The organism is Leclercia pneumoniae (assembly GCF_017348915.1).
In the GTDB taxonomy this organism is placed as follows: Bacteria; Pseudomonadota; Gammaproteobacteria; order Enterobacterales; family Enterobacteriaceae; genus Enterobacter; species Enterobacter pneumoniae.
This window is the reverse complement of sequence record NZ_CP071383.1, coordinates 820,562-843,634: the sequence shown is the minus strand read 5'-3', so window position 1 is coordinate 843,634 and position 23,073 is coordinate 820,562. Positions and strand designations below refer to the sequence as shown.

The following is a 23,073-nucleotide window of genomic DNA, read 5'->3' as shown; positions in this document are numbered from 1 at the left end:
TTACTTATTGCCTTAATGATTAAGCAATTAACGAACCAATTACGCATTGGTTCAGGAAATTTCTGGGATCGCTCAGATAAGATGATGATAAAAAAGGGTTATTTCTTTACAGAAATGTTACATCGAGAAACGGATAAAAAGCCCGCAGACGATAAAACGCACAATAACAGTGCAAATATTGCACCAAAAAGCTGCAATTGTTAATAAATTGCACCATTTAAATTAATTAAATGTTAACAAAAAGGAATAGTGAGATAAGAAAGAGAGGGGATAGAAAGGACAGACAGAGTAGAAACGACGAAGGCCTGAATCATTTCTGATTCAGGCCTTCTGAATGTGGCGGAACGGACGGGACTCGAACCCGCGACCCCCTGCGTGACAGGCAGGTATTCTAACCGACTGAACTACCGCTCCGCGTTGTTCCCTTGGGAACGAGGCGAATATTACGGTCTGCCTCAGAACCCGTCAATGCTTTTTCTCTTGTTTTTAATCGTTTGCTGCAAAAATCGCCCACCCGATGATATTAACAGCAAAAAAGCAGGCTTTATGCCCGCCAGAGGCAGCTCCCACCCTTCTTTTGCACCAGATCGAGACGTGATTCGTGATTTACCAGCTCCTCATCACCTGCCCGTATAACCCGCAGATTGCTCGCCTGACGAACAAGACGCTGAATGCCGCCTTCGTTTTGCTGCTGCTGTGCGTCATTATCGCTGCCAAACTTTAACAGCGTTTGACCACCTGTCATCGTTAGCCAGACGTCGGCCAGGATCTGGGCATCGAGCAGTGCGCCGTGCAGCGTTCGCTTGGTGTTATCGATTTCGTAGCGCGAGCACAACGCATCCAGGCTGTTACGCTTGCCCGGGAACATTCTTCGTGCCAGCGCCAGGCTGTCGGTCACCTTACAGAAGGTATCCGTTTTAGGAATGCCGCGATTAAGCTTACTGAACTCATAGTCCATAAAGCCGATATCGAACGATGCGTTATGAATGATCAGCTCCGCGCCGGTGATGTATTCAAGAAAGTCGTCGGCGACGTCAGCAAAGGTGGGCTTATCGAGCAGAAACTCATCGGCGATACCGTGAACGCCAAAGGCTTCAGGATCAACCAGCCGGTCTGGCTTGAGGTAGACATGGAAATTGTTGCCGGTAAGACGACGGTTGATGACCTCGACCGCCCCGATCTCGATTATCTTGTGGCCTTCATAGTGCGCCCCGATTTGGTTCATACCGGTGGTTTCAGTATCGAGGACGATCTGTCGTGTAATTGCAGTGCTCATAGCGGTCATTTATGTCAGACTTGTCGTTTACCGATCGTTTCAAAACAGGAAGTCTACCAGAGATGCGTAAACAGGTAGAAATTTTCACCGATGGATCTTGCCTTGGCAATCCCGGCCCTGGCGGCTATGGCGCGATTCTCCGGTATCGCGAGCATGAAAAAACCTTCAGTGAAGGCTACCGGCTCACCACCAATAACCGCATGGAGATGATGGCGGCTATCGTGGCGCTGGAGGCCTTAAAAGAGCATTGCGATGTGGTGCTCAGCACCGACAGCCAGTATGTGCGCCAGGGGATCACCCAGTGGATCCATAACTGGAAAAAACGCGGCTGGAAGACAGCAGATAAAAAACCCGTTAAGAACGTCGATCTGTGGAAACGTCTTGATGCCGCATTAAGCCAGCACCAGATTACCTGGGAGTGGGTTAAAGGCCATGCGGGACATCCAGAGAACGAACGCTGTGATGAGCTGGCGCGGGCAGCGGCAATGAATCCGGTTCATGAAGATGTGGGTTATCAGCCGGAGGCTTGATCAAGGCTTCCGGTATTGCCGGGTGGCACCCACGGCCTGACGCAGCGGCGTTTTGCTTTTGCTCTGTTTCATCGGATTAAGCGTGAGCGGGATAGTCCGCTTGCGCGCCACAATGACCTGCATGCAGCCCAGCGCCGGGAAATGCGTGCTAAGCAACTTCCCGCCCCGCCGCGTCCAGGGTAAAACCTGGAAACCGCTGTGATACATCACTTCAAAGTTGAGTAATGAGAGCCAGTCCAGTTGGCGCATCATCGTAAACATGCGGCTGTTATAGGGCGGCGTGCGACGCAATACGGGCACCAGCTTGCGCAGCCCCATCAGACTCATCGGGTTAAAACTGCTTAAAATCAGCCAGCCATCATCGATAAGCACCCGATCGGCTTCCCGCAGAAGACGGTGAGGATCGCCACACCAGGGTAAGGTATGCGCCAGCAGACAAGCATCGACAGACTTTTCGGCAAAAGGCAGGTGCAATGGATTGGCTTTGACTTGTAGCGGCTGACCAGCCAGAGAGACATTCACCTGGTGCGAGATAGCACAGCATTCCGAGTTGATTTCCGCGCTTAAATTGCCAATCTTAAGCAGGTGAAAACCATACATTTTTGCAAACCAGGGTTTGAGTTGCTGCTCGAGCGCTTCGCGGTAGTATTCACCCCAGGGCAAATCGGCCCATCGCTCCGGTGGTGAGACTGTCTGAGGTATCCTTGCCGGTTTCATCAACACACCCGCTACGTAGTCAGAGGTAATAAATGAATCTTATCAGTATTCCCGCGTTTCAGGACAACTACATCTGGGTTTTGACCGATGATACAAACCATTGTGTGATCGTTGATCCCGGTGAAGCCGCGCCAGTTCTGCAGGCGATTGAGGAGAACCAGTGGCAGCCTGACGCCATTCTGTTAACGCATCATCACCATGACCACGTGGGCGGCGTGACGGCGCTGCGCGCTAAATTCCCGCATCTTGTGGTATATGGCCCCGCTGAAACGCAAGATAAGGGTACGACACGCGTAGTAGAAGATGGCGATAAGATCCTCATACTGGGGTCGGAGTTTTCCGTAATTGCTACACCAGGTCACACTTTGGGACATGTTTCTTTCTTCAGTTTCCCTTATCTTTTTTGCGGTGACACGATGTTCTCTGGCGGCTGCGGAAGACTTTTTGAAGGTACGCCAGCCCAGATGTATCAATCATTCCAAAAAATAAATGCGCTTCCTGACGAGACGTTAATTTGTTGTGCGCATGAATATACATTAGCAAATATGAAGTTTGCCCGACACATTCTGCCTGAGGATCGGGCGATAAATGATTACTACCATAAAGTTAATGAGTTACGTGCAAAAAACCAAAAAACACTCCCTGTTATTCTGAAAAATGAACGTAAAGTTAATGTTTTTCTACGAACGGATGATCCTGTTTTAATTGATAAAATCAACAAAGAAACAACTATGCAACACCCTGAGGCCTGTTTCGCATGGTTGAGGGCTAAGAAAGACAACTTTTAACAATTGCGGGTTGCCTTTTCAAAAATTGGTCGTTATCATCGCTCGTCTTTTAAGCAACTATTGACACACACATGAAGGCAAAAGCGATTTTACTCGCCTCTGTCCTGCTTGTGGGTTGCCAGGCGTCTCAGAACACTGGCAACGTACAACAGCACGCACAGAGCCTTTCTGCAGCTGGTCAAGGGGAAGCAGGGAAGTTTACAAGTTCGGCGCGATGGATGGACGATGGGACGTCATTTGCGCAGGAACAGGACTTGTGGGCCTCTATTGGCGACGAGCTAAAGATGGGAATTCCGGAAAACAGCCGGATACGCGAACAGAAACAGAAGTATTTAAGAAATAAGAGCTATCTCCACGATGTAACTTTACGGGCAGAGCCGTATATGTACTGGATAGCCGGGCAAGTTAAGAAACGTAACATGCCGATGGAGCTGGTACTCCTACCCATAGTGGAGAGCGCTTTTGACCCACACGCAACGTCTGGTGCCAATGCCGCAGGTATTTGGCAGATCATACCGAGCACAGGGCGCAATTATGGTTTAAAACAGACTCGCAGCTACGATGCGCGTCGTGATGTGGTCGCCTCAACTACGGCCGCTCTCGATATGATGCAGCGTCTGAACAAGATGTTTGACGGTGACTGGCTGCTAACTGTCGCGGCTTACAACAGCGGTGAAGGTCGTGTACTGAAGGCAATGAAAGCGAATAAAGCGCGTGGCAAACCCACGGACTTTTGGTCGCTTCCACTGCCACGGGAAACCAAACTGTATGTCCCAAAAATGCTGGCTTTGAGCGATATTCTCAAAAACAGCAAACGTTATGGGGTGCAGTTACCGACTTCCGACGAGAGTCGGGCACTGGCGAGAGTGCGTCTGAGCAATCCTGTAGAACTTAAGCAGGTTGCCGATATGGCGGGCATCTCGGTGACGAAACTGAAAGCCTTTAACGCTGGCGTGAAGGGTTCGACGTTAGGTAACAGTGGTCCGAAATACGTGCTGGTTCCGCAGAAGCATGCAGAACAGCTACGTAACTCGCTGGCGTCTGGTGAAATCGCTGCGGTGCAGTCAACCCTGCTCGCCGATAACTCACCGGTCAGCAGCCGTAGCTATAAGGTTCGTTCAGGCGATACGCTTTCGGGCATCGCTTCACGACTCGGCGTGAGCAGCAAAGATTTGCAGCAGTGGAACAATCTGCGTGGTTCAAACCTGAAGGTAGGTCAGAACCTGACCGTTGGCGCGGGTACTAGCGCGCAGCGTCTTGCCCGCAACAGCGATAGCATTACCTATCGTGTTCGCAAAGGTGATTCGCTCTCTAGTATCGCGAAAACGCACGGCGTAAATATCAAAGATGTGATGCGCTGGAATGATGATACTGACAATCTGCAGCCAGGCGACCAGTTGACGTTGTTTGTAAAAAACAACGCAACGCCAGACTCCTGATAACAGGCGCAGAAAGAAAAAGGCACCGATTCCCCTCGGTGCCTTTTTTTATTTAGCTGGCCTTTTGCGCCTCAGCAAAAAGGGTATCGCTGGTAAAAGAGCCGTCACTTTGCAGTTCGAAGTACGCTTTCACTTCAGCGGATGCGCTCTGCTGATAGAGTCGAATCGCCTGACTCAATGCTTCTGGCGTGCGCATTCTGGCGATCCAGGAGCTGAACTCCAGCGGTAAGCGATCGGTCACCATCGTGCGAGCTATTAATCCCGCTTCGGTCATCCACGTTAACCATTCGCCGCTACTGTAGTTACGTACGTGCGAGGTATCGCGCAGCGCTTCGACGGTCTGTAACCAGATATCACGTACCGGGTGGCCTGGCGCCATCACGTCCATAATGATGAAAATACCGCCAGGTTTCAGTACCCGCTTAACCTCGCGCAGCGCCTGTCCGACGTCATGCCAGTGGTGTGCTGAATAGCGGCTGATCACCACGTCGAAGCTCCCCTCGGCAAACGGCAATGATTCTGCATACCCTTGTCGGGTAGTCACATTGGTCAGCCCTTTTTCCTTTGCTGCCGCGTTAACCACATCGAGCATCTGGCTGGATAAGTCATAGGCGGTCACCCCTGCAACCTGCCCGGCGGCAATAAAGCTGGCGTGCCCTGCCCCACAGCCTAAATCCAGTACCTGGGCGTCTGGAAATGAGGCGAGACGCTTGCCCAGACGCACTAAATCGCGTCCCGACGCGTGTACTGCACTTGACAGGTAAGCGCTTGCCTGTGAACCGAACTGTTTTTCTACGTTGTCATGATGGGATTGTGTTGTCATCGTACTGTCCTTTGTTGTTAGAAAAAAAGAAAGGGCAGCACCTCACCAGCACAGGTCTGCCCCACGGCAGACCTGACGAACCATTACTTCTCAGGTTTGCCGGGACTGAATTCAACTAGTAGAGGATTATGGTCGGAAGCGCGCGTAACCAGTACAGAGGCTTCGTGCACGTTCAAACCACGATAGAAGACGAAATCGAGAGGACGACCGAACGCTTTGCGGCGCTGATCATCGGTAAAACGCACTTCGCGCAGTGACATTTCACGGGCAAAGCGATACAGCGCATTCATCCGCGGGCGGCTCCAGGCATTGAAATCCCCGGCCATGATAATCGGCCCGCTATGGTGAGCAATTTGATCGCCTATTGGGAGTAACTGCTTACTGTAGACATCGACGCCCAGACTGAAATTCACGGCGTGTATGTTTACGACCATCAGTAAACGGGTGTCAGGCAATGGGTAGACCGTGACCAGTGCCGATTTGGCCAGCCGCAAAATAGGCTCTCGCTCGCGAAGCGGACAACAGTAAACCGGGTGTGCAGCAGAGAGCGTCATCACGCCGGAGGGATGCTGCGGCAGGACAAAGGCCGGAACCTGATCGGCAGCCAGGTAGTTTGTGGTAGCGAATCTGACCAGCTCAGGGGTCGTTTGCGCCTCCTGCAGTAACACCAGATGCGCATCCTTGCCGAAGTTCTTCAGAACAGATAACCATTCGGCGCGTTGCTGCTTAAAAATGTTCCACACCAGCACGCGAATTTTTTCGTCGCTGCTTAACGGCGCACCGGCTGGCAATGCCTGGCCGATAGTCGCAAACGAGCCCGGAGGTAAAATTCTCTCCGCTGGCTGTCCGGCTACATAGCGCATGGCATAGGTATTCTTTCGCACTGTTGAAAACGGCCTCAGTCTCATGGACCGCCCAAAAAACGGGCGGGTACTATTGTTATAAGGTTTTCAGGTCACACTTTCAATGCAATGGGTGAGAAACATTTAATGGGTTTATGAAAGCTGCCGCATAACCGTTGATAGTCCTGATGCTTCATCAGGACTATCACTTCGGTAAACCAAAAGGATCAAATGATTGACTAGCCTTCAGACGCATTTTTCAGAACGGGGCTGTCGGTCTTATCCAGACGGCCGCTGATGCCAACCAGCACCAATGCAGCCAGAACAATAAGGGAACCTATCCATGGCGTTTGCGCCAACCCAGCATGCTGTACCGTTTGTCCGCCAACGATCGACCCCAGTGCGATACCAATATTGAATGCCGCGATATTCAGGCCAGATGCCACATCTACCGCGTTCGGGGCATACTGCTCCGCTTTCTGCACGACATAGACTTGCAGGCCCGGAACATTACCAAAGGCAAAAATCCCCATGACCAGTACAGTTGCCAGCGCGGCATATTGAATCGACGCAGTAAACTGGAACACCATCAGTAATATCACCAGGGCTGCAAAAATAATCTTCAATGCCGGCACGGCACCCTGTTTATCCGCAAGTTTACCGCCCCAAATATTGCCTATCGCGACAGAGACACCATAGCCCAGCAGGATCCAGCTCACTGCGCTGGGGGAAAAGCCAGCCAGGTTCTGCATCATAGGTGCCAGGAAGGTAAACGCCGTAAACACGCCACCATAACCGAGGGCGGTAATGACATAAATGATCAACAGTCGCGGGTGTGTGAGCACTTGCAGTTGCTCAAGCAGTGTCACCGCTGTACGACCCGGAATATTTGATGGGATCAGTAACACACTGCTCACTAACGCAATGACGCCCAGTAAAGAGACCGCAAGAAACGTCTCACGCCAGCCGAAGTGCTGCCCAATAAAGGTCCCCAGCGGTACTCCCGTTACCAGCGCGACCGTTAATCCGCCAAACATAATGGCAATAGCCGATGCGGCTTTCTCTTTCGGCACTAAGCTTGTCGCTATGGTCGAACCAATCGAGAAGAACACCCCATGAGCCAGGCCGGTAAGCAGGCGCGCAATCACCAGCGTCGTATAATCTGGCGCCTGCCAGGCAAGCATGTTCCCGGCGGTGAAAAGTACCATCAGCCCTATGAGTAACTGCTTTCTCGGCAAACGGCTTGTGAGCGCGGTCAGGACTGGCGCGCCGATGGCGACGCCGAGCGCATAGATGGAAACCAACAACCCCGCTGAAGGCAGCGTAATAGCAAGTTGTTCGGCGATGGTAGGGACTAAACCTACGATAACAAATTCGGTCGTGCCAATTGCAAAGGCACTGATTGTCAGGGCAAGTAATGCCAGTGGCATAATAACTCCGTCTCATCAGGATTAAGATGACACGTAGTATGCGTTAGTGCTTAAATAACAAAAATGGTCAAAGTATCAATATAATTTTGCGGAAATAGCAACAATGAAAGCAACCTCAGAAGAGCTGGCAATCTTTGTCGCCGTGGTCGAAAGCGGAAGCTTTAGTCGTGCTGCGGAGCAGCTTGGGCAAGCCAACTCAGCAGTGAGTCGGTCAGTGAAGAAGCTTGAGATGAAGCTTGGCGTCAGCTTGTTAAACCGCACGACGCGGCAACTCAGCCTGACGGAAGAGGGAGAGCGCTATTTCCGCCGGGTGCAGTCCATACTGCAGGAGATGGCAGCGGCAGAAACCGAGATCATCGAGAGCCGTAACACACCGCGCGGGTTATTACGCATTGATGCCGCCACGCCGGTCGTACTGCATTTCCTGATGCCGCTCATCAAACCTTTCCGTGAACGTTATCCTGAAATGACGCTTTCGCTGGTCTCCTCAGAGACATTTATTAATCTTATTGAGAGAAAGGTTGATGTCGCCATTAGGGCGGGTACATTAACCGACTCCAGCCTCCGCGCTCGCCCTCTGTTTAAAAGTTATCGTAAGATTATTGCTTCTCCGGCCTATCTTGAAGAATTTGGCGAACCCGCAACGGTGAACGATCTCAAACGACATATGTGCCTGGGTTTTACCGAGCCTTTGTCCCTGAATACGTGGCCGCTAGCCTGCCATGACGGGCAGCTACATGAAATTGAGTGTGGATTGTCTTCCAACAGCGGAGAGACGCTAAAACAGCTCTGTCTGGAGGGAAATGGAATCGCTTGTCTGTCTGACTACATGATTGATAAAGAAATAGCCCAAGGTGAGCTGGTAGAGTTGATGGCAGATAAACGTCTGCCCGTTGAGATGCCTTTCAGTGCCGTGTACTACAGCGACAGAGCGGTAAGCACGCGGATCCGCGCCTTCATTGATTTTCTGAGTGAACGTATAAAAACAGCTCCCGAAGGAGCTGAGTAAGGGTTCAGAGAGCCAGAAAACATTAATCCCAGTCTGGCGCTAATCCTTCCGGACTCACCAGACGATCGTTGCACTCTAGCGCCGCGATCGCTTTTCTATCTTCGTCATCCAACTTGAGATCCTGCGCCAACAGGTTGCTCGCCAGATTCTCACGTTTCGTCGAGGAAGGGATCACCGCGAATCCTTCTCCTAAAGCCCAGGCCAGAATGATCTGAGCTGGTGTCGCATTATGTTTGTCGGCGATACGAACAATAACGTCATCTTTTAGCGCTTTACCGTAAGCCAGGGTCATATAAGAGGTGATATGGATACCGTGCTCTTTTGCCCAGCTCACTACTTTGCGATTCTGCAGATAGGGCGATAACTCAATCTGATTCGTTGCAATATTCTCCGCGCCCACGGCTGCAATGGCTTTTTCCATTAGTGGAATGGTGAAGTTAGAGATGCCGATCTGGCGGGTCAAGCCCTGCTCTTTCGCTTCCAGCAGTGCCTGCATGAATGTTTCGACAGAGACCGCATCGTTTGGCGAAGGCCAATGGATTAGGGTCAAATCAACGTATTCAGTACGCAGCTTCTTCAGACTCTCTATGAGGCTTGGGATCAGCTTTTCTTTGCTGAGATTCTCGGTCCAGATTTTGGTGGTGATAAAAAGCGCGTCACGCGGTATACCGCTCTCTTCAATGGCCTGGCCAATGGCCGCTTCATTATCATAAATCTGCGCCGTATCAATGGTGCGATAGCCCAGTTCAAGGGCAGTTTTTACCGACGCGATAACAACGTTGTCTTTCAGACGGAAAGTGCCCAGACTGAATCGCCACGGGTTTAACAGACACCTCAGAGTCATTTAAGATGACTTAAAGAGAGGTGCCCATGAGCGGTAAGCGTTATCCCGAAGAGTTTAAAATTGAAGCGGTAAAACAGGTTGTTGATCGCGGCCATTCTGTTTCCAGCGTGGCAACACGTCTCGGTATCACCACCCACAGTCTTTATGCCTGGATAAAGGCATATGGCCCGGATTCCTCAACCAATAAAGTCCAGTCAGACGCTCAGGCTGAGATCCGACGCCTCCAGAAAGAGCTGAAGCGGGTTACCGACGAACGGGACATATTAAAAAAAGCCGCGGCGTACTTCGCAAAGCTGTCCGACTGAGGTACGCCTTTATCCGTGACAACACCTATTGCTGGCCTGTCCGACTGCTTTGTCGGGTGCTGGATGTGCATCCGAGTGGTTTTTACGCCTGGCTTCAGCAGCCGGATTCACGGCGGCATCATGCTGACCTGAGGCTGACGGGGCTGATAAAGCAGTTCTGGCTGGAGTCGGGTTGCGTTTATGGTTATCGCAAGATCCACCTCGACCTGCGGGATACCGGACAACAGTGCGGAGTTAACCGTGTCTGGCGACTGATGAAGCGTGCCGGGATAAGGGCTCAGGTCGGGTACCGTAGCCCACGGGCACGTAAGGGTGAAACCAGCATCGTGACGCCCAACAGGCTCCAGCGGCAGTTCAACCCGGAAGCACCGGATGAGCGTTGGGTAACGGACATCACCTACATCCGGACTCACGAAGGCTGGCTGTATCTGGCTGTGGTTGTTGACCTGTTCTCGCGCAAAGTTATTGGCTGGTCAATGCAGCCCCGGATGACAAAGGATATTGTCCTGAATGCACTTCTGATGGCCGTGTGGCGACGTAATCCTCAAAAGCAGGTGCTGGTTCATTCTGATCAAGGCAGTCAGTACACAAGCTATGAGTGGCAGTCGTTCCTGAAATCACACGGGCTGGAGGGCAGTATGAGCCGTCGCGGTAACTGTCATGACAACGCAGTCGCAGAAAGTTTTTTCCAGCTACTGAAACGTGAACGGATAAAGAAAAAGATCTACGGAACGCGAGAAGAAGCTCGCGGTGATATTTTTGATTACATCGAAATGTTTTATAACAGTAAGCGTCGGCATGGTTCGAGTGATCATATGCCACCAACTGAATACGAAAAACAATATTATCAGCGGCTCGGAAGTGTCTAGATTATCTGTGGCGATTCAGACCAAGTGCAGGGATAGTCATGTCATTCCTCATAAATCATTTTGTTATTAAGTGAGGAAGATTATCGCTGCTGTCGTTATGCAGAAAAAGATCGTGAAACGCAGAGGATTTTTGCTGTTCAAGCAATAATAATAGCGCGAACGAAAAAAAGCCCTGAGCAGATGCTCAGGGCTTTCAATAAGTGGCGGAACGGACGGGACTCGAACCCGCGACCCCCTGCGTGACAGGCAGGTATTCTAACCGACTGAACTACCGCTCCACCGTATTCTTTTTGTAACCACCGGGTTAGTGCACCGGCTTACTACTTAATTTGATGCCTGGCAGTTCCCTACTCTCGCATGGGGAGACCCCACACTACCATCGGCGCTACGGCGTTTCACTTCTGAGTTCGGCATGGGGTCAGGTGGGACCACCGCGCTAAAGCCGCCAGGCAAATTCTGTTAAATCTGTATCACAGCTGAAAATTGTCTCTGTCTCTTCGCCGAAACAGCTTCGGCGTTGTAAGGTTAAGCCTCACGGTTCATTAGTATCGGTTAGCTCAACGTATCGCTACGCTTACACACCCGACCTATCAACGTCGTAGTCTTCAACGTTCCTTCAGGACTCTCAGGGAGTCAGGGAGAACTCATCTCGGGGCAAGTTTCGTGCTTAGATGCTTTCAGCACTTATCTCTTCCGCATTTAGCTACCGGGCAGTGCCATTGGCATGACAACCCGAACACCAGTGATGCGTCCACTCCGGTCCTCTCGTACTAGGAGCAGCCCCCCTCAATTCTCCAGCGCCCACGGCAGATAGGGACCGAACTGTCTCACGACGTTCTAAACCCAGCTCGCGTACCACTTTAAATGGCGAACAGCCATACCCTTGGGACCTACTTCAGCCCCAGGATGTGATGAGCCGACATCGAGGTGCCAAACACCGCCGTCGATATGAACTCTTGGGCGGTATCAGCCTGTTATCCCCGGAGTACCTTTTATCCGTTGAGCGATGGCCCTTCCATTCAGAACCACCGGATCACTATGACCTGCTTTCGCACCTGCTCGAGCCGTCACTCTCGCAGTCAAGCTAGCTTATGCCATTGCACTAACCTCCTGATGTCCGACCAGGATTAGCTAACCTTCGTGCTCCTCCGTTACTCTTTAGGAGGAGACCGCCCCAGTCAAACTACCCACCAGACACTGTCCGCAACCCGGATTACGGGTCTACGTTAGAACACCAGCCATTAAAGGGTGGTATTTCAAGGATGGCTCCACGCAGACTGGCGTCCACGCTTCAAAGCCTCCCACCTATCCTACACATCAAGGACCAGTGTTCAGTGTCAAGCTATAGTAAAGGTTCACGGGGTCTTTCCGTCTTGCCGCGGGTACACTGCATCTTCACAGCGAGTTCAATTTCACTGAGTCTCGGGTGGAGACAGCCTGGCCATCATTACGCCATTCGTGCAGGTCGGAACTTACCCGACAAGGAATTTCGCTACCTTAGGACCGTTATAGTTACGGCCGCCGTTTACCGGGGCTTCGATCAAGAGCTTCGCGTTGCCGCTAACCCCATCAATTAACCTTCCGGCACCGGGCAGGCGTCACACCGTATACGTCCACTTTCGTGTTTGCACAGTGCTGTGTTTTTAATAAACAGTTGCAGCCAGCTGGTATCTTCGACTGATTTCAGCTCCACCCGCAGGGGCTTCACCTACACATCAGCGTGCCTTCTCCCGAAGTTACGGCACCATTTTGCCTAGTTCCTTCACCCGAGTTCTCTCAAGCGCCTTGGTATTCTCTACCTGACCACCTGTGTCGGTTTGGGGTACGATTTCGTGTTACCTGATGCTTAGAGGCTTTTCCTGGAAGCAGGGCATTTGTTACTTCAGCACCGTAGTGCCTCGTCATCACACCTCAGCGTTAAAAAGGAACCGGATTTACCTGGAACCTCCGCCTACATGCTTAAACCGGGACAACCGTCGCCCGGCTAACATAGCCTTCTCCGTCCCCCCTTCGCAGTAACACCAAGTACAGGAATATTAACCTGTTTCCCATCGACTACGCCTTTCGGCCTCGCCTTAGGGGTCGACTCACCCTGCCCCGATTAACGTTGGACAGGAACCCTTGGTCTTCCGGCGAGCGGGCTTTTCACCCGCTTTATCGTTACTTATGTCAGCATTCGCACTTCTGATACCTCCAGCATGCCTCACAGCACACCTTCAACGGCTTACAGAACGCTCCCCTACCCAACAACACCTAAGTGTCGCTGCCGCAGCTTCGGTGCATGGTTTAGCCCCGTTACATCTTCCGCGCAGGCCGACTCGACCAGTGAGCTATTACGCTTTCTTTAAATGATGGCTGCTTCTAAGCCAACATCCTGGCTGTCTGTGCCTTCCCACATCGTTTCCCACTTAACCATGACTTTGGGACCTTAGCTGGCGGTCTGGGTTGTTTCCCTCTTCACGACGGACGTTAGCACCCGCCGTGTGTCTCCCGTGATAACATTCTTCGGTATTCGTAGTTTGCATCGGGTTGGTAAGCCGGGATGGCCCCCTAGCCGAAACAGTGCTCTACCCCCGAAGATGAGTTCACGAGGCGCTACCTAAATAGCTTTCGGGGAGAACCAGCTATCTCCCGGTTTGATTGGCCTTTCACCCCCAGCCACAGGTCATCCGCTAATTTTTCAACATTAGTCGGTTCGGTCCTCCAGTTAGTGTTACCCAACCTTCAACCTGCCCATGGCTAGATCACCGGGTTTCGGGTCTATACCCTGCAACTTAACGCCCAGTTAAGACTCGGTTTCCCTTCGGCTCCCCTATACGGTTAACCTTGCTACAGAATATAAGTCGCTGACCCATTATACAAAAGGTACGCAGTCACACCACTAGGGTGCTCCCACTGCTTGTACGTACACGGTTTCAGGTTCTTTTTCACTCCCCTCGCCGGGGTTCTTTTCGCCTTTCCCTCACGGTACTGGTTCACTATCGGTCAGTCAGGAGTATTTAGCCTTGGAGGATGGTCCCCCCATATTCAGACAGGATACCACGTGTCCCGCCCTACTCTTCGAGTTCACAGCAAGTGTGTTTTCGTGTACGGGACTTTCACCCTGTACCGTGCGACTTTCCAGACGCTTCCACTAACACACAAGCTGATTCAGACTCTGGGCTGCTCCCCGTTCGCTCGCCGCTACTGGGGGAATCTCGGTTGATTTCTTTTCCTCGGGGTACTTAGATGTTTCAGTTCCCCCGGTTCGCCTCGTTAACCTATGTATTCAGTTAACGATAGTGCAACGAGTTGCACTGGGTTTCCCCATTCGGACATCGCCGGGTCAAAGGTTCATATCACCTCGCCGGCGCTTTTCGCAGATTAGCACGTCCTTCATCGCCTCTGACTGCCAGGGCATCCACCGTGTACGCTTAGTCGCTTAACCTCACAACCCGAAGATGTTTCACTTCTGATTGCGAAAATTTGAGAGACTCGAACACACATAACATGTGTGTCGTTTCAATTTTCAGCTTGATCCAGATTTTTAAAGAGCAAAACTTCGCAGCGCACCTTTTCAGGTACACTCTGAAGTTTTCTTGTTATCGCAGTAAAAGGATGGTGGAGCTATGCGGGATCGAACCGCAGACCTCCTGCGTGCAAGGCAGGCGCTCTCCCAGCTGAGCTATAACCCCATCGTAATACTTATCTCTGTTACCCTAATTCGTTTCCGGGCAAGGCATGGTGATGCGAAGCATACTTCAGTATGTGAGCATCGCCATAACGCAGCACGGAGGCGAATTTGGTAGGCCTGAGTGGACTTGAACCACCGACCTCACCCTTATCAGGGGTGCGCTCTAACCACCTGAGCTACAAGCCTGCAGAGATTTTTTACTGCTAATTTTCATCAGACAATCTGTGTGAGCACTACAAAGGCAGGTTCTTTAAGGTAAGGAGGTGATCCAACCGCAGGTTCCCCTACGGTTACCTTGTTACGACTTCACCCCAGTCATGAATCACAAAGTGGTAAGCGCCCTCCCGAAGGTTAAGCTACCTACTTCTTTTGCAACCCACTCCCATGGTGTGACGGGCGGTGTGTACAAGGCCCGGGAACGTATTCACCGTAGCATTCTGATCTACGATTACTAGCGATTCCGACTTCATGGAGTCGAGTTGCAGACTCCAATCCGGACTACGACGCACTTTATGAGGTCCGCTTGCTCTCGCGAGGTCGCTTCTCTTTGTATGCGCCATTGTAGCACGTGTGTAGCCCTACTCGTAAGGGCCATGATGACTTGACGTCATCCCCACCTTCCTCCAGTTTATCACTGGCAGTCTCCTTTGAGTTCCCGGCCGGACCGCTGGCAACAAAGGATAAGGGTTGCGCTCGTTGCGGGACTTAACCCAACATTTCACAACACGAGCTGACGACAGCCATGCAGCACCTGTCTCACGGTTCCCGAAGGCACCAAAGCATCTCTGCTAAGTTCCGTGGATGTCAAGAGTAGGTAAGGTTCTTCGCGTTGCATCGAATTAAACCACATGCTCCACCGCTTGTGCGGGCCCCCGTCAATTCATTTGAGTTTTAACCTTGCGGCCGTACTCCCCAGGCGGTCGACTTAACGCGTTAGCTCCGGAAGCCACTCCTCAAGGGAACAGCCTCCAAGTCGACATCGTTTACGGCGTGGACTACCAGGGTATCTAATCCTGTTTGCTCCCCACGCTTTCGCACCTGAGCGTCAGTCTTTGTCCAGGGGGCCGCCTTCGCCACCGGTATTCCTCCAGATCTCTACGCATTTCACCGCTACACCTGGAATTCTACCCCCCTCTACAAGACTCTAGCCTGCCAGTTTCGAATGCAGTTCCCAGGTTGAGCCCGGGGATTTCACATCCGACTTGACAGACCGCCTGCGTGCGCTTTACGCCCAGTAATTCCGATTAACGCTTGCACCCTCCGTATTACCGCGGCTGCTGGCACGGAGTTAGCCGGTGCTTCTTCTGCGAGTAACGTCAATCACCAAGGTTATTAACCTTAATGCCTTCCTCCTCGCTGAAAGTACTTTACAACCCGAAGGCCTTCTTCATACACGCGGCATGGCTGCATCAGGCTTGCGCCCATTGTGCAATATTCCCCACTGCTGCCTCCCGTAGGAGTCTGGACCGTGTCTCAGTTCCAGTGTGGCTGGTCATCCTCTCAGACCAGCTAGGGATCGTCGCCTAGGTGAGCCATTACCCCACCTACTAGCTAATCCCATCTGGGCACATCTGATGGCAAGAGGCCCGAAGGTCCCCCTCTTTGGTCTTGCGACGTTATGCGGTATTAGCTACCGTTTCCAGTAGTTATCCCCCTCCATCAGGCAGTTTCCCAGACATTACTCACCCGTCCGCCGCTCGTCACCCAGGAGCAAGCTCCCTGTGTTACCGCCCGACTTGCATGTGTTAGGCCTGCCGCCAGCGTTCAATCTGAGCCATGATCAAACTCTTCAATTTAAGTTTGATGCTCGTGAATTAAACTTCGTAATGAATTACGTGTTCACTCAGAGACTTGGCATTCATTTATTGTCCGAAGACATTAAGAATCCATGTCACTTTGAGTGCCCACACAGATTGTCTGATAAATTGTTAAAGAGCAGTGCAACGCGGCTTTCAGCTCACCGTTGCGAGGTGGCGTATATTACGCATTCCTCTTTCAGAGTCAACCCTGAATTTCAGGATTTTTTCTCTTCAACCGAACCGGCTGTTTGTGTGAAGTGATTCACATCCGCCGTGTCGATGGAGGCGCATTATAGGGAGCTCCCGAGGAATGACAAGCGGAAAAATACAATTTTATTTCAACCGCTCACCTTTTCACCAAAACGACCGTTTTTAGCGCTTTTTGATGGCCTGAGGCAGCTCCGCAAGGCTATTGATCACCCAGTCTGCGGCATTCTCAGCTTCTGGCGTCACAGGTTTACCGGTACGTACCAGCACTTTATTACCTACACCCGCCGCTGCAGCTGCCTGCATATCTTCCAGTTTATCGCCCACCATATAAGAAGAAGCCATATCGATGTTCAGGAACTCTTGCGCTGAAAGCAGCATTCCCGGATGCGGCTTACGGCAGTCACAAGTCTGACGAAACTCTTCAACGGTTCCTTGAGGGTGGTGAGGACAGAAATAGATACCGTCCAGATCAACACCGCGATCGGCCAGAGACCAGTCCATCCACTCAGTTAATGTCTCAAACTGCGCCTCGGTAAATTTGCCACGCGCGATCCCAGACTGGTTGGTCACGACCACCAGCGCATAACCCATCTCTTTAAGTTCGCGCATGGCATCAATGACGCCTTCGATAAATTCGAATTCATCGATCTCATGTACGTAACCGTGATCGACATTAATAGTGCCGTCACGATCGAGAAAAATTGCTGGTACTGATTTTGCCACCGCTTTGCTCCTGAAAAAGGCATGTACGCTTAGTATCTCATGAATCCGGAGACAAGAAAGTGCTCATCGAACAGAGTTACATTGATTTAGACGTCTGGATGCCTTAACATCCATTTCGTTGACGGTTAACGCCCGTATCAGGCAGAAGAAAATGCCACGGCAAACTCACATATGATTAAAAAAGTCTAATGATCAAACTTTCAAACATTACTAAAGTGTTCCAGCAAGGAACCCGAACGATTCAGGCGCTGAACAACGTTAGCCTGCACGTTCCGGCTGGACAGATTTATGGCGTTATTGGCGCCTCTGGCGCAGGTAAAAGTACGCTGATTCGTTGCGTCAACCTGCTTGAGCGTCCAACCGAAGGCAGCGTCCAGGTTGGCGGTCAGGAGTTGACCAAACTCTCTGAATCAGAATTAACCAAAGCACGCCGTCAGATTGGCATGATCTTCCAGCATTTTAACTTGCTGGCTTCCCGCACCGTTTTTGGAAACGTTGCGCTGCCTTTAGAACTGGATAACACGTCTAAAGATGAGATCAAACGTCGCGTTACTGAACTGCTGGACCTTGTCGGTTTGGGTGATAAGCATGATAGCTATCCCGCCAACCTGTCCGGCGGTCAAAAGCAGCGTGTCGCGATTGCCCGAGCGCTGGCAAGCAACCCAAAGGTGCTGTTATGCGATGAAGCCACCAGTGCGCTCGACCCGGCAACAACACGCTCTATCCTGGAATTACTGAAAGATATTAACCGTCGCCTGGGACTGACCATTCTTCTTATTACGCACGAGATGGATGTCGTTAAACGTATCTGCGACTGTGTCGCCGTTATCAGTAATGGTGAACTGATCGAGCAGGACACCGTCAGTGAAGTCTTCTCGCATCCGAAAACACCGTTAGCACAGCAGTTTATTCAGTCCACGCTGCATCTGGATATTCCGGAAGATTATCTTGAACGTTTAAAAGCGCAGCCTGAAGCCAGTAGTGTGCCGATGCTGCGTATGGAATTTACCGGCCAGTCCGTCGATGCACCGCTGCTGTCGGAAACGGCGCGTCGTTTCAATGTGAATAACAACATTATTAGCGCGCAGATGGATTATGCCGGCGGCGTGAAGTTCGGCATTATGTTGACCGAGATGCACGGCACGCAAGAAGAGACGCAAGCGGCCATTGCCTGGCTGCAAGAACACCATGTAAAAGTAGAGGTACTGGGTTATGTCTGAACCGATGATGTGGCTGCTGGTTCGCGGCGTATGGGAAACGCTGGCAATGACCTTTGTATCCGGCTTTTTCGGCTTTGTGATTGGTCTGCCGGTTGGCGTGCTGCTGTACGTTACGCGTCCGGGCCAAATTGTTGAGAACGCAAAGCTCTACCGCGCTCTTTCCGCCGTGGTGAATATCTTCCGTTCCATTCCTTTTATTATCCTGCTGGTGTGGATGATTCCCTTTACTCGCGTCATCGTCGGGACGTCTATCGGCTTACAGGCCGCTATTGTTCCGCTGACCGTAGGGGCTGCCCCCTTTATTGCCCGTATGGTGGAAAACGCCCTGCTGGAAATCCCGACCGGTTTGATTGAAGCCTCCCGCGCAATGGGCGCCACGCCGATGCAGATCGTACGCAAAGTGCTGCTGCCTGAAGCGCTGCCCGGACTGGTGAATGCCGCAACCATCACCCTGATTACCCTGGTCGGTTATTCCGCGATGGGCGGTGCCGTCGGCGCTGGCGGTCTGGGTCAGATTGGTTACCAGTACGGTTATATTGGTTATAACGCTACCGTAATGAACACCGTTCTGGTATTGCTGGTAGTACTGGTCTATCTCATTCAGTTCTCGGGCGATCGCATCGTTCGTACTGTGACGCACAAATAACGTTAAACATTATAAACACGACGAATTAAGGAAATATCATGACGTTTAAATTTAAGACCTTTGCAGCGGTAGGCGCGCTGATCGGCTCTCTGGCACTGGTGGGTTGCGGTCAGGACGAGAAAGACCCGAACCACATCAAAGTGGGCGTTATCGTAGGTGCAGAACAGCAGGTTGCTGAAACAGCAGTGAAAGTCGCTAAAGAGAAGTATGGCCTGGACGTTGAGCTGGTTACATTCAATGATTACGTACTGCCTAACGAAGCGCTGAGCAAAGGCGATATCGATGCCAACGCCTTCCAGCACAAACCGTATCTGGATCAGCAGATCAAAGATCGTGGTTATAAACTGGTTCCAGCGGGTAACACCTTTGTATATCCGATTGCCGGTTACTCTAAGAAAATTAAATCTCTGGACGAACTGCAGGATGGCTCTCAGGTCGCAGTACCAAATGACCCAACCAACCTGGGCCGCTCTTTGCTGCTGCTGCAGAAACAGGGTTTGATCAAACTGAAAGACGGTGTTGGCCTGCTGCCGACCGTTCTGGACGTGACCGAAAATCCAAAAAATCTGAAAATTGTTGAGCTGGAAGCGCCACAGTTGCCACGCTCTCTGGACGATGCACAGATCGCGCTGGCCGTTATCAATACCACCTATGCTAGCCAGATCGGCCTGACGCCGGCGAAAGACGGTATCTTCGTAGAAGATAAAGACTCCCCTTATGTGAACCTGATCGTGACTCGTGAAGACAACAAAGACGCAGAGAACGTGAAGAAGTTCGTTCAGGCTTACCAGTCTGATGAAGTTTACGAAGAGGCGAACAAAGTCTTTAACGGTGGTGCAGTTAAAGGCTGGTAATCTTCTCTTTGTGTAATATCATTCAGGACGGGCGAAAGCCCGTCTTGTCATTTATGCGGGCAACTGATTCAATAACTGACGTTTTGATTATTCATTGAGGAAAGAATATGCGTGCTTTACCGATCTGTCTCTTAGCATTGATGCTGAGCGGATGTTCTATGCTAAGCAGATCTCCTGTTGAACCTGTTCAAAGCACTGCAACCCCGCCAAAAGCGGAGCCAGCAAAACCGAAAGCGCCACGCGCTGCGCCGGTACGCATTTACACCAACGCGGAAGCTCTGATTGGCAAACCGTTCCGCGATCTGGGTGAAGTTTCAGGCGACTCCTGTCAGGCAACAAATCAGGACTCCCCACCAAACATCCCAACGGCGCGTAAGCGTATGCAGATCAACGCCTCCAAAATGAAAGCGAACGCCGTGCTGCTGCACAGCTGCGAAGTAACCAGCGGTACGCCGGGTTGTTATCGTCAGGCTGTGTGCGTAGGTTCTGCCCTTAACGTTTCGGCGAAATGAGTACATTCCAGTTCGAGCAGATAGGTGTTATCCGCTCACCCTATAAAGAGAAGTTTGCCGTACCTCGTCAGCCTGGGCTGGTGAAAAGCGGTGGCGGCGAACTTCACTTAATCGCTCCGTATAACCAGGCTGATGCTGTGCGCGGACTGGAAGCTTTTAGCCATCTCTGGGTGCTGTTTATCTTCCATCAAACGATGGAAGGCGGCTGGCGCCCAACTGTACGCCCTCCCCGGCTTGGCGGCAACGCCAGAATGGGGGTGTTTGCCACGCGTTCTACCTTCCGCCCTAACCCGGTGGGGATGTCGCTCGTCGAACTAAACGGCATTCGCTGCCAGAAGGATCAGGTCATCCTGGAGCTCGGCGGGCTGGACCTGGTGGATGGCACCCCCGTCGTCGATATCAAACCTTATCTGCCGTTTGCCGAAGCCCTGCCCGATGCCCGCGCCAGCTATGCCCAACAGGCGCCACAGGCCGATATGCCGGTTTACTTTACCGACGCGCTGGCTGCCGAACTGGTTCACCTTGAAAAACGCTACCCACGTCTGCGTGAGTTTATCGTCGATGTGCTGGCGCAGGATCCTCGCCCCGCCTATCGTAAAGAGGAAGACGCCGGGAAAGCGTATGCCGTCTGGTTGCTTGATTTTAACGTCCGCTGGCGCGTAACGGACTCAGGCTTCGAAGTGTTTGCGCTTGAGCCGCAGTAATTTTATTGTCCTCTCTTTTGGCATCTTTGCCACACTGGTAAACTAAACCACTTTTTTTGTGTCAGGCTGGCGTTTCAGCCTGTTCCAATAGTCGAAATGGAACCGTAACAACATGCGTACTAGCCAATACCTGCTCTCCACTCTGAAGGAGACACCTGCCGACGCCGAAGTGATCAGCCACCAGCTGATGCTGCGCGCCGGGATGATCCGCAAGCTGGCCTCCGGGTTATATACCTGGCTGCCGACCGGCGTGCGCGTCCTGAAAAAAGTCGAAAACATCGTGCGTGAAGAGATGAACAACGCCGGTGCAATCGAGGTGTTAATGCCTGTGGTTCAGCCCTCTGAACTGTGGCAGGAGAGTGGTCGCTGGGAACAGTACGGTCCTGAACTGCTGCGTATTGCCGATCGCGGCGATCGTCCGTTTGTTCTCGGTCCAACGCATGAAGAGGTCATTACCGATCTGATCCGCAACGAGCTGAGCTCTTACAAGCAGTTGCCGCTGAACTTCTTCCAGATCCAGACCAAGTTCCGTGACGAAGTGCGTCCACGTTTTGGCGTTATGCGCTCCCGCGAATTCCTGATGAAAGATGCTTACTCTTTCCATACCTCTCAGGAGTCTCTGCAGGAGACCTACGACAAAATGTATGAGGCTTACAGCAAAATCTTCTCCCGCATGGGTCTGGATTTCCGTGCTGTACAGGCTGATACCGGTTCAATCGGCGGTAGCGCATCCCACGAGTTCCAGGTTCTGGCGCAGAGCGGCGAAGACGATGTAATCTTCTCTGACTCCTCTGATTACGCCGCTAACATCGAGTTTGCCGAAGCCCTGGCACCAAAAGCGCCACGCGCCGCCGCAACCGAAGAGATGACCCTGGTTGATACCCCGAACGCAAAAACCATCGCCGAACTGGTTGAGCAATACAACCTGCCCATCGAGAAGACGGTAAAAACTCTGCTGGTCAAAGCGGTAGAAGACAGTGCCTATCCGCTGGTCGCTCTGCTGGTGCGTGGCGATCACGAACTGAATGAAGTGAAGGCAGAAAAGCTGCCGCAGGTTGCCAGCCCACTGACCTTCGCTACCGAAGCAGAAATCCGCGCGGTTGTTAACGCGGGTCCTGGCTCTCTTGGCCCGGTGAACATGCCTATCCCGGTCGTTATCGACCGTACCGTTGCCGCGATGAGCGATTTCTCTGCGGGTGCCAACATTGATGGCAAACACTACTTCGGCATCAACTGGGATCGCGACGTCGCCACGCCAGAAGTGGCAGATATCCGTAACGTGGTTGCCGGCGATCCGAGCCCGGATGGTCAAGGCACACTGATGATTAAGCGCGGCATCGAAGTGGGTCACATCTTCCAGTTGGGTAACAAGTACTCTCAGGCGATGAACGCGGCTGTGCAGGGTGAAGATGGTCGTAACCAGATCCTGACGATGGGCTGCTATGGCATCGGTGTCACCCGTGTGGTTGCCGCTGCTATTGAGCAGAATTACGATGACCGCGGTATTGTCTGGCCGGATAATATCGCGCCATTCCAGGTTGCGATTTTGCCGATGAACATGCACAAATCCTACCGTGTGCAGGAGCTGGCTGAGAAATTCTATAACGAACTGCGCGCGCAGGGCATTGAAGTGCTGATGGACGACCGTAAAGAGCGTCCGGGCGTGATGTTTGCTGATATGGAATTGATCGGTATCCCGCACACCATCGTTATTGGTGACCGTAACCTCGACAGCGATGATATCGAATACAAATATCGTCGCAACGGCGAGAAGCAGATGATTAAGACCGGTGACGTTGTGGATTACCTTGTTAAAGCCATCAAAGGCTAATTAAAAAACCCCGCCGCGGCGGGGTTTTT

The 23,073-nt window shown here is 51.9% G+C and carries 17 protein-coding genes, 4 tRNA genes, 3 rRNA genes and 1 pseudogene; 11 read left to right on the top strand and 14 right to left on the bottom strand.

What is annotated here, in order from left to right:
- Positions 1-337: 337 nt before the first annotated feature.
- Both JZ655_RS03920 and dnaQ read right to left on the bottom strand, forming a co-directional pair.
- Positions 338-414: transfer RNA gene (locus JZ655_RS03920), tRNA-Asp, on the bottom strand.
- Positions 415-544: 130 nt separating this feature from the next.
- On the bottom strand, positions 545-1,276 hold the full coding sequence (gene dnaQ / locus JZ655_RS03915; RefSeq protein WP_040077050.1) for a DNA polymerase III subunit epsilon: 732 nt from the start codon (positions 1,274-1,276) through the stop codon (positions 545-547).
- Here dnaQ and rnhA point away from each other — a divergent pair.
- A pseudogene (rnhA, locus tag JZ655_RS03910) lies at positions 1,230-1,806 on the top strand (ribonuclease HI). The gene dnaQ and the pseudogene rnhA sit on opposite strands and share 47 nt — an antisense overlap.
- Here the strand turns inward: rnhA and JZ655_RS03905 are convergent.
- Complete coding sequence (locus JZ655_RS03905) at positions 1,807-2,523, bottom strand: class I SAM-dependent methyltransferase (RefSeq protein WP_046886700.1); 717 nt, start codon at positions 2,521-2,523, stop codon at positions 1,807-1,809.
- Between the two features lie 32 nt (positions 2,524-2,555).
- Between JZ655_RS03905 and gloB the strand changes: the two genes are divergently transcribed.
- Positions 2,556-3,311: a hydroxyacylglutathione hydrolase gene (gene gloB, locus JZ655_RS03900; protein WP_207293041.1), complete on the top strand. Its 756-nt coding sequence runs from the start codon at positions 2,556-2,558 to the stop codon at positions 3,309-3,311.
- A gap of 71 nt (positions 3,312-3,382) precedes the next feature.
- Positions 3,383-4,750, top strand: coding sequence for a murein transglycosylase D (mltD, locus tag JZ655_RS03895; RefSeq protein WP_207293040.1), 1,368 nt, complete (start codon positions 3,383-3,385; stop codon positions 4,748-4,750).
- A 52-nt stretch (positions 4,751-4,802) separates the two neighbouring features.
- On the opposite strand, the gene JZ655_RS03890 is transcribed toward mltD, so the two are convergent.
- The 3 genes from JZ655_RS03890 to JZ655_RS03880 form a co-directional block, all read right to left on the bottom strand.
- The gene (locus JZ655_RS03890; protein ID WP_207293039.1) at positions 4,803-5,573 is read right to left on the bottom strand and encodes a class I SAM-dependent methyltransferase; all 771 of its coding nucleotides are present in this window, start codon (positions 5,571-5,573) and stop codon (positions 4,803-4,805) included.
- A gap of 83 nt (positions 5,574-5,656) precedes the next feature.
- Positions 5,657-6,457 (bottom strand): endonuclease/exonuclease/phosphatase family protein, encoded by an 801-nt coding sequence (locus tag JZ655_RS03885; protein ID WP_046886696.1) that lies wholly within the window; start codon positions 6,455-6,457, stop codon positions 5,657-5,659.
- A gap of 197 nt (positions 6,458-6,654) precedes the next feature.
- Positions 6,655-7,845: an MFS transporter gene (locus JZ655_RS03880; RefSeq protein ID WP_207293038.1), complete on the bottom strand. Its 1,191-nt coding sequence runs from the start codon at positions 7,843-7,845 to the stop codon at positions 6,655-6,657.
- A 103-nt stretch (positions 7,846-7,948) separates the two neighbouring features.
- On the opposite strand from JZ655_RS03880, the gene yafC reads away from it, so the two are divergent.
- A complete protein-coding gene (yafC, locus tag JZ655_RS03875) occupies positions 7,949-8,854 on the top strand; it encodes a DNA-binding transcriptional regulator YafC (protein WP_207293037.1) in 906 nt (301 codons plus the stop codon).
- 22 nt (positions 8,855-8,876) lie between these two features.
- On the opposite strand, the gene dkgB is transcribed toward yafC, so the two are convergent.
- Positions 8,877-9,698 carry a 2,5-didehydrogluconate reductase DkgB gene (dkgB, locus tag JZ655_RS03870; RefSeq protein ID WP_207293036.1) on the bottom strand — a complete coding sequence of 274 codons (822 nt, stop codon included), beginning with the start codon at positions 9,696-9,698 and terminating at the stop codon, positions 8,877-8,879.
- A gap of 26 nt (positions 9,699-9,724) precedes the next feature.
- Between dkgB and JZ655_RS03865 the strand changes: the two genes are divergently transcribed.
- Positions 9,725-10,872 (top strand): IS3 family transposase gene (locus tag JZ655_RS03865; protein WP_160435769.1). Its coding sequence is split into 2 segments (ribosomal slippage): positions 9,725-9,962 and positions 9,962-10,872, totalling 1,149 coding nucleotides; the frame shifts between segments, so codons are not numbered across the junction.
- Between the two features lie 201 nt (positions 10,873-11,073).
- Here the strand turns inward: JZ655_RS03865 and JZ655_RS03860 are convergent.
- The 7 genes from JZ655_RS03860 to gmhB form a co-directional block, all read right to left on the bottom strand.
- Positions 11,074-11,150: transfer RNA gene (locus JZ655_RS03860), tRNA-Asp, on the bottom strand.
- A gap of 56 nt (positions 11,151-11,206) precedes the next feature.
- Positions 11,207-11,322 (bottom strand): 5S ribosomal RNA (gene rrf / locus JZ655_RS03855).
- A gap of 71 nt (positions 11,323-11,393) precedes the next feature.
- Positions 11,394-14,299: ribosomal RNA gene (locus JZ655_RS03850) — 23S ribosomal RNA — on the bottom strand.
- Between the two features lie 171 nt (positions 14,300-14,470).
- Positions 14,471-14,546, bottom strand: a tRNA-Ala gene (locus JZ655_RS03845).
- 108 nt (positions 14,547-14,654) lie between these two features.
- Positions 14,655-14,731 (bottom strand) — tRNA-Ile (locus JZ655_RS03840).
- A 70-nt stretch (positions 14,732-14,801) separates the two neighbouring features.
- Positions 14,802-16,341, bottom strand: a 16S ribosomal RNA gene (locus JZ655_RS03835).
- Together the 16S, 23S and 5S rRNA genes with 3 tRNA genes alongside form the textbook arrangement of a ribosomal RNA operon.
- Positions 16,342-16,716: 375 nt before the next feature.
- The gene (gene gmhB, locus JZ655_RS03830; RefSeq protein ID WP_040077065.1) at positions 16,717-17,277 is read right to left on the bottom strand and encodes a D-glycero-beta-D-manno-heptose 1,7-bisphosphate 7-phosphatase; all 561 of its coding nucleotides are present in this window, start codon (positions 17,275-17,277) and stop codon (positions 16,717-16,719) included.
- Positions 17,278-17,465: 188 nt separating this feature from the next.
- Here gmhB and metN point away from each other — a divergent pair, with 188 nt between their 5' ends.
- From metN to proS, 6 genes are all read left to right on the top strand, one after another.
- A complete protein-coding gene (gene metN / locus JZ655_RS03825) occupies positions 17,466-18,497 on the top strand; it encodes a methionine ABC transporter ATP-binding protein MetN (protein ID WP_040077066.1) in 1,032 nt (343 codons plus the stop codon).
- Positions 18,490-19,143 carry a methionine ABC transporter permease MetI gene (locus JZ655_RS03820; RefSeq protein ID WP_040077067.1) on the top strand — a complete coding sequence of 218 codons (654 nt, stop codon included), beginning with the start codon at positions 18,490-18,492 and terminating at the stop codon, positions 19,141-19,143. Before metN ends, JZ655_RS03820 begins: the two co-directional genes overlap by 8 nt.
- A 38-nt stretch (positions 19,144-19,181) precedes the next feature.
- Positions 19,182-19,997: a methionine ABC transporter substrate-binding lipoprotein MetQ gene (gene metQ, locus JZ655_RS03815; RefSeq protein ID WP_040077068.1), complete on the top strand. Its 816-nt coding sequence runs from the start codon at positions 19,182-19,184 to the stop codon at positions 19,995-19,997.
- A gap of 107 nt (positions 19,998-20,104) precedes the next feature.
- The gene (gene rcsF / locus JZ655_RS03810; protein WP_040077069.1) at positions 20,105-20,509 is read left to right on the top strand and encodes an Rcs stress response system protein RcsF; all 405 of its coding nucleotides are present in this window, start codon (positions 20,105-20,107) and stop codon (positions 20,507-20,509) included.
- Positions 20,506-21,213 (top strand): tRNA (N6-threonylcarbamoyladenosine(37)-N6)-methyltransferase TrmO, encoded by a 708-nt coding sequence (tsaA, locus tag JZ655_RS03805; protein ID WP_207293035.1) that lies wholly within the window; start codon positions 20,506-20,508, stop codon positions 21,211-21,213. The genes rcsF and tsaA overlap by 4 nt, the downstream gene beginning before the upstream one ends.
- A 112-nt stretch (positions 21,214-21,325) precedes the next feature.
- Positions 21,326-23,044 (top strand): proline--tRNA ligase, encoded by a 1,719-nt coding sequence (gene proS / locus JZ655_RS03800; RefSeq protein ID WP_207293034.1) that lies wholly within the window; start codon positions 21,326-21,328, stop codon positions 23,042-23,044.
- Positions 23,045-23,073: the final 29 nt, after the last annotated feature.

Bases quoted from the DNA above. Each gene is read 5' to 3' on its own strand.
- dnaQ (WP_040077050.1), bottom strand. From the start codon at position 1,276: ATGAGCACTGCAATTACACGACAGATCGTCCTCGATACTGAAACCACC.
- JZ655_RS03890 (WP_207293039.1), bottom strand. From the start codon at position 5,573: ATGACAACACAATCCCATCATGACAACGTAGAAAAACAGTTCGGTTCA.
- JZ655_RS03880 (WP_207293038.1), bottom strand. From the start codon at position 7,845: ATGCCACTGGCATTACTTGCCCTGACAATCAGTGCCTTTGCAATTGGC.
- gloB (WP_207293041.1), top strand. From the start codon at position 2,556: ATGAATCTTATCAGTATTCCCGCGTTTCAGGACAACTACATCTGGGTT.
- mltD (WP_207293040.1), top strand. From the start codon at position 3,383: ATGAAGGCAAAAGCGATTTTACTCGCCTCTGTCCTGCTTGTGGGTTGC.
- rcsF (WP_040077069.1), top strand. From the start codon at position 20,105: ATGCGTGCTTTACCGATCTGTCTCTTAGCATTGATGCTGAGCGGATGT.
- tsaA (WP_207293035.1), top strand. From the start codon at position 20,506: ATGAGTACATTCCAGTTCGAGCAGATAGGTGTTATCCGCTCACCCTAT.
- proS (WP_207293034.1), top strand. From the start codon at position 21,326: ATGCGTACTAGCCAATACCTGCTCTCCACTCTGAAGGAGACACCTGCC.
- metQ (WP_040077068.1), top strand. From the start codon at position 19,182: ATGACGTTTAAATTTAAGACCTTTGCAGCGGTAGGCGCGCTGATCGGC.
- yafC (WP_207293037.1), top strand. From the start codon at position 7,949: ATGAAAGCAACCTCAGAAGAGCTGGCAATCTTTGTCGCCGTGGTCGAA.
- metN (WP_040077066.1), top strand. From the start codon at position 17,466: ATGATCAAACTTTCAAACATTACTAAAGTGTTCCAGCAAGGAACCCGA.
- JZ655_RS03905 (WP_046886700.1), bottom strand. From the start codon at position 2,523: ATGAAACCGGCAAGGATACCTCAGACAGTCTCACCACCGGAGCGATGG.
- JZ655_RS03820 (WP_040077067.1), top strand. From the start codon at position 18,490: ATGTCTGAACCGATGATGTGGCTGCTGGTTCGCGGCGTATGGGAAACG.
- dkgB (WP_207293036.1), bottom strand. From the start codon at position 9,698: ATGACTCTGAGGTGTCTGTTAAACCCGTGGCGATTCAGTCTGGGCACT.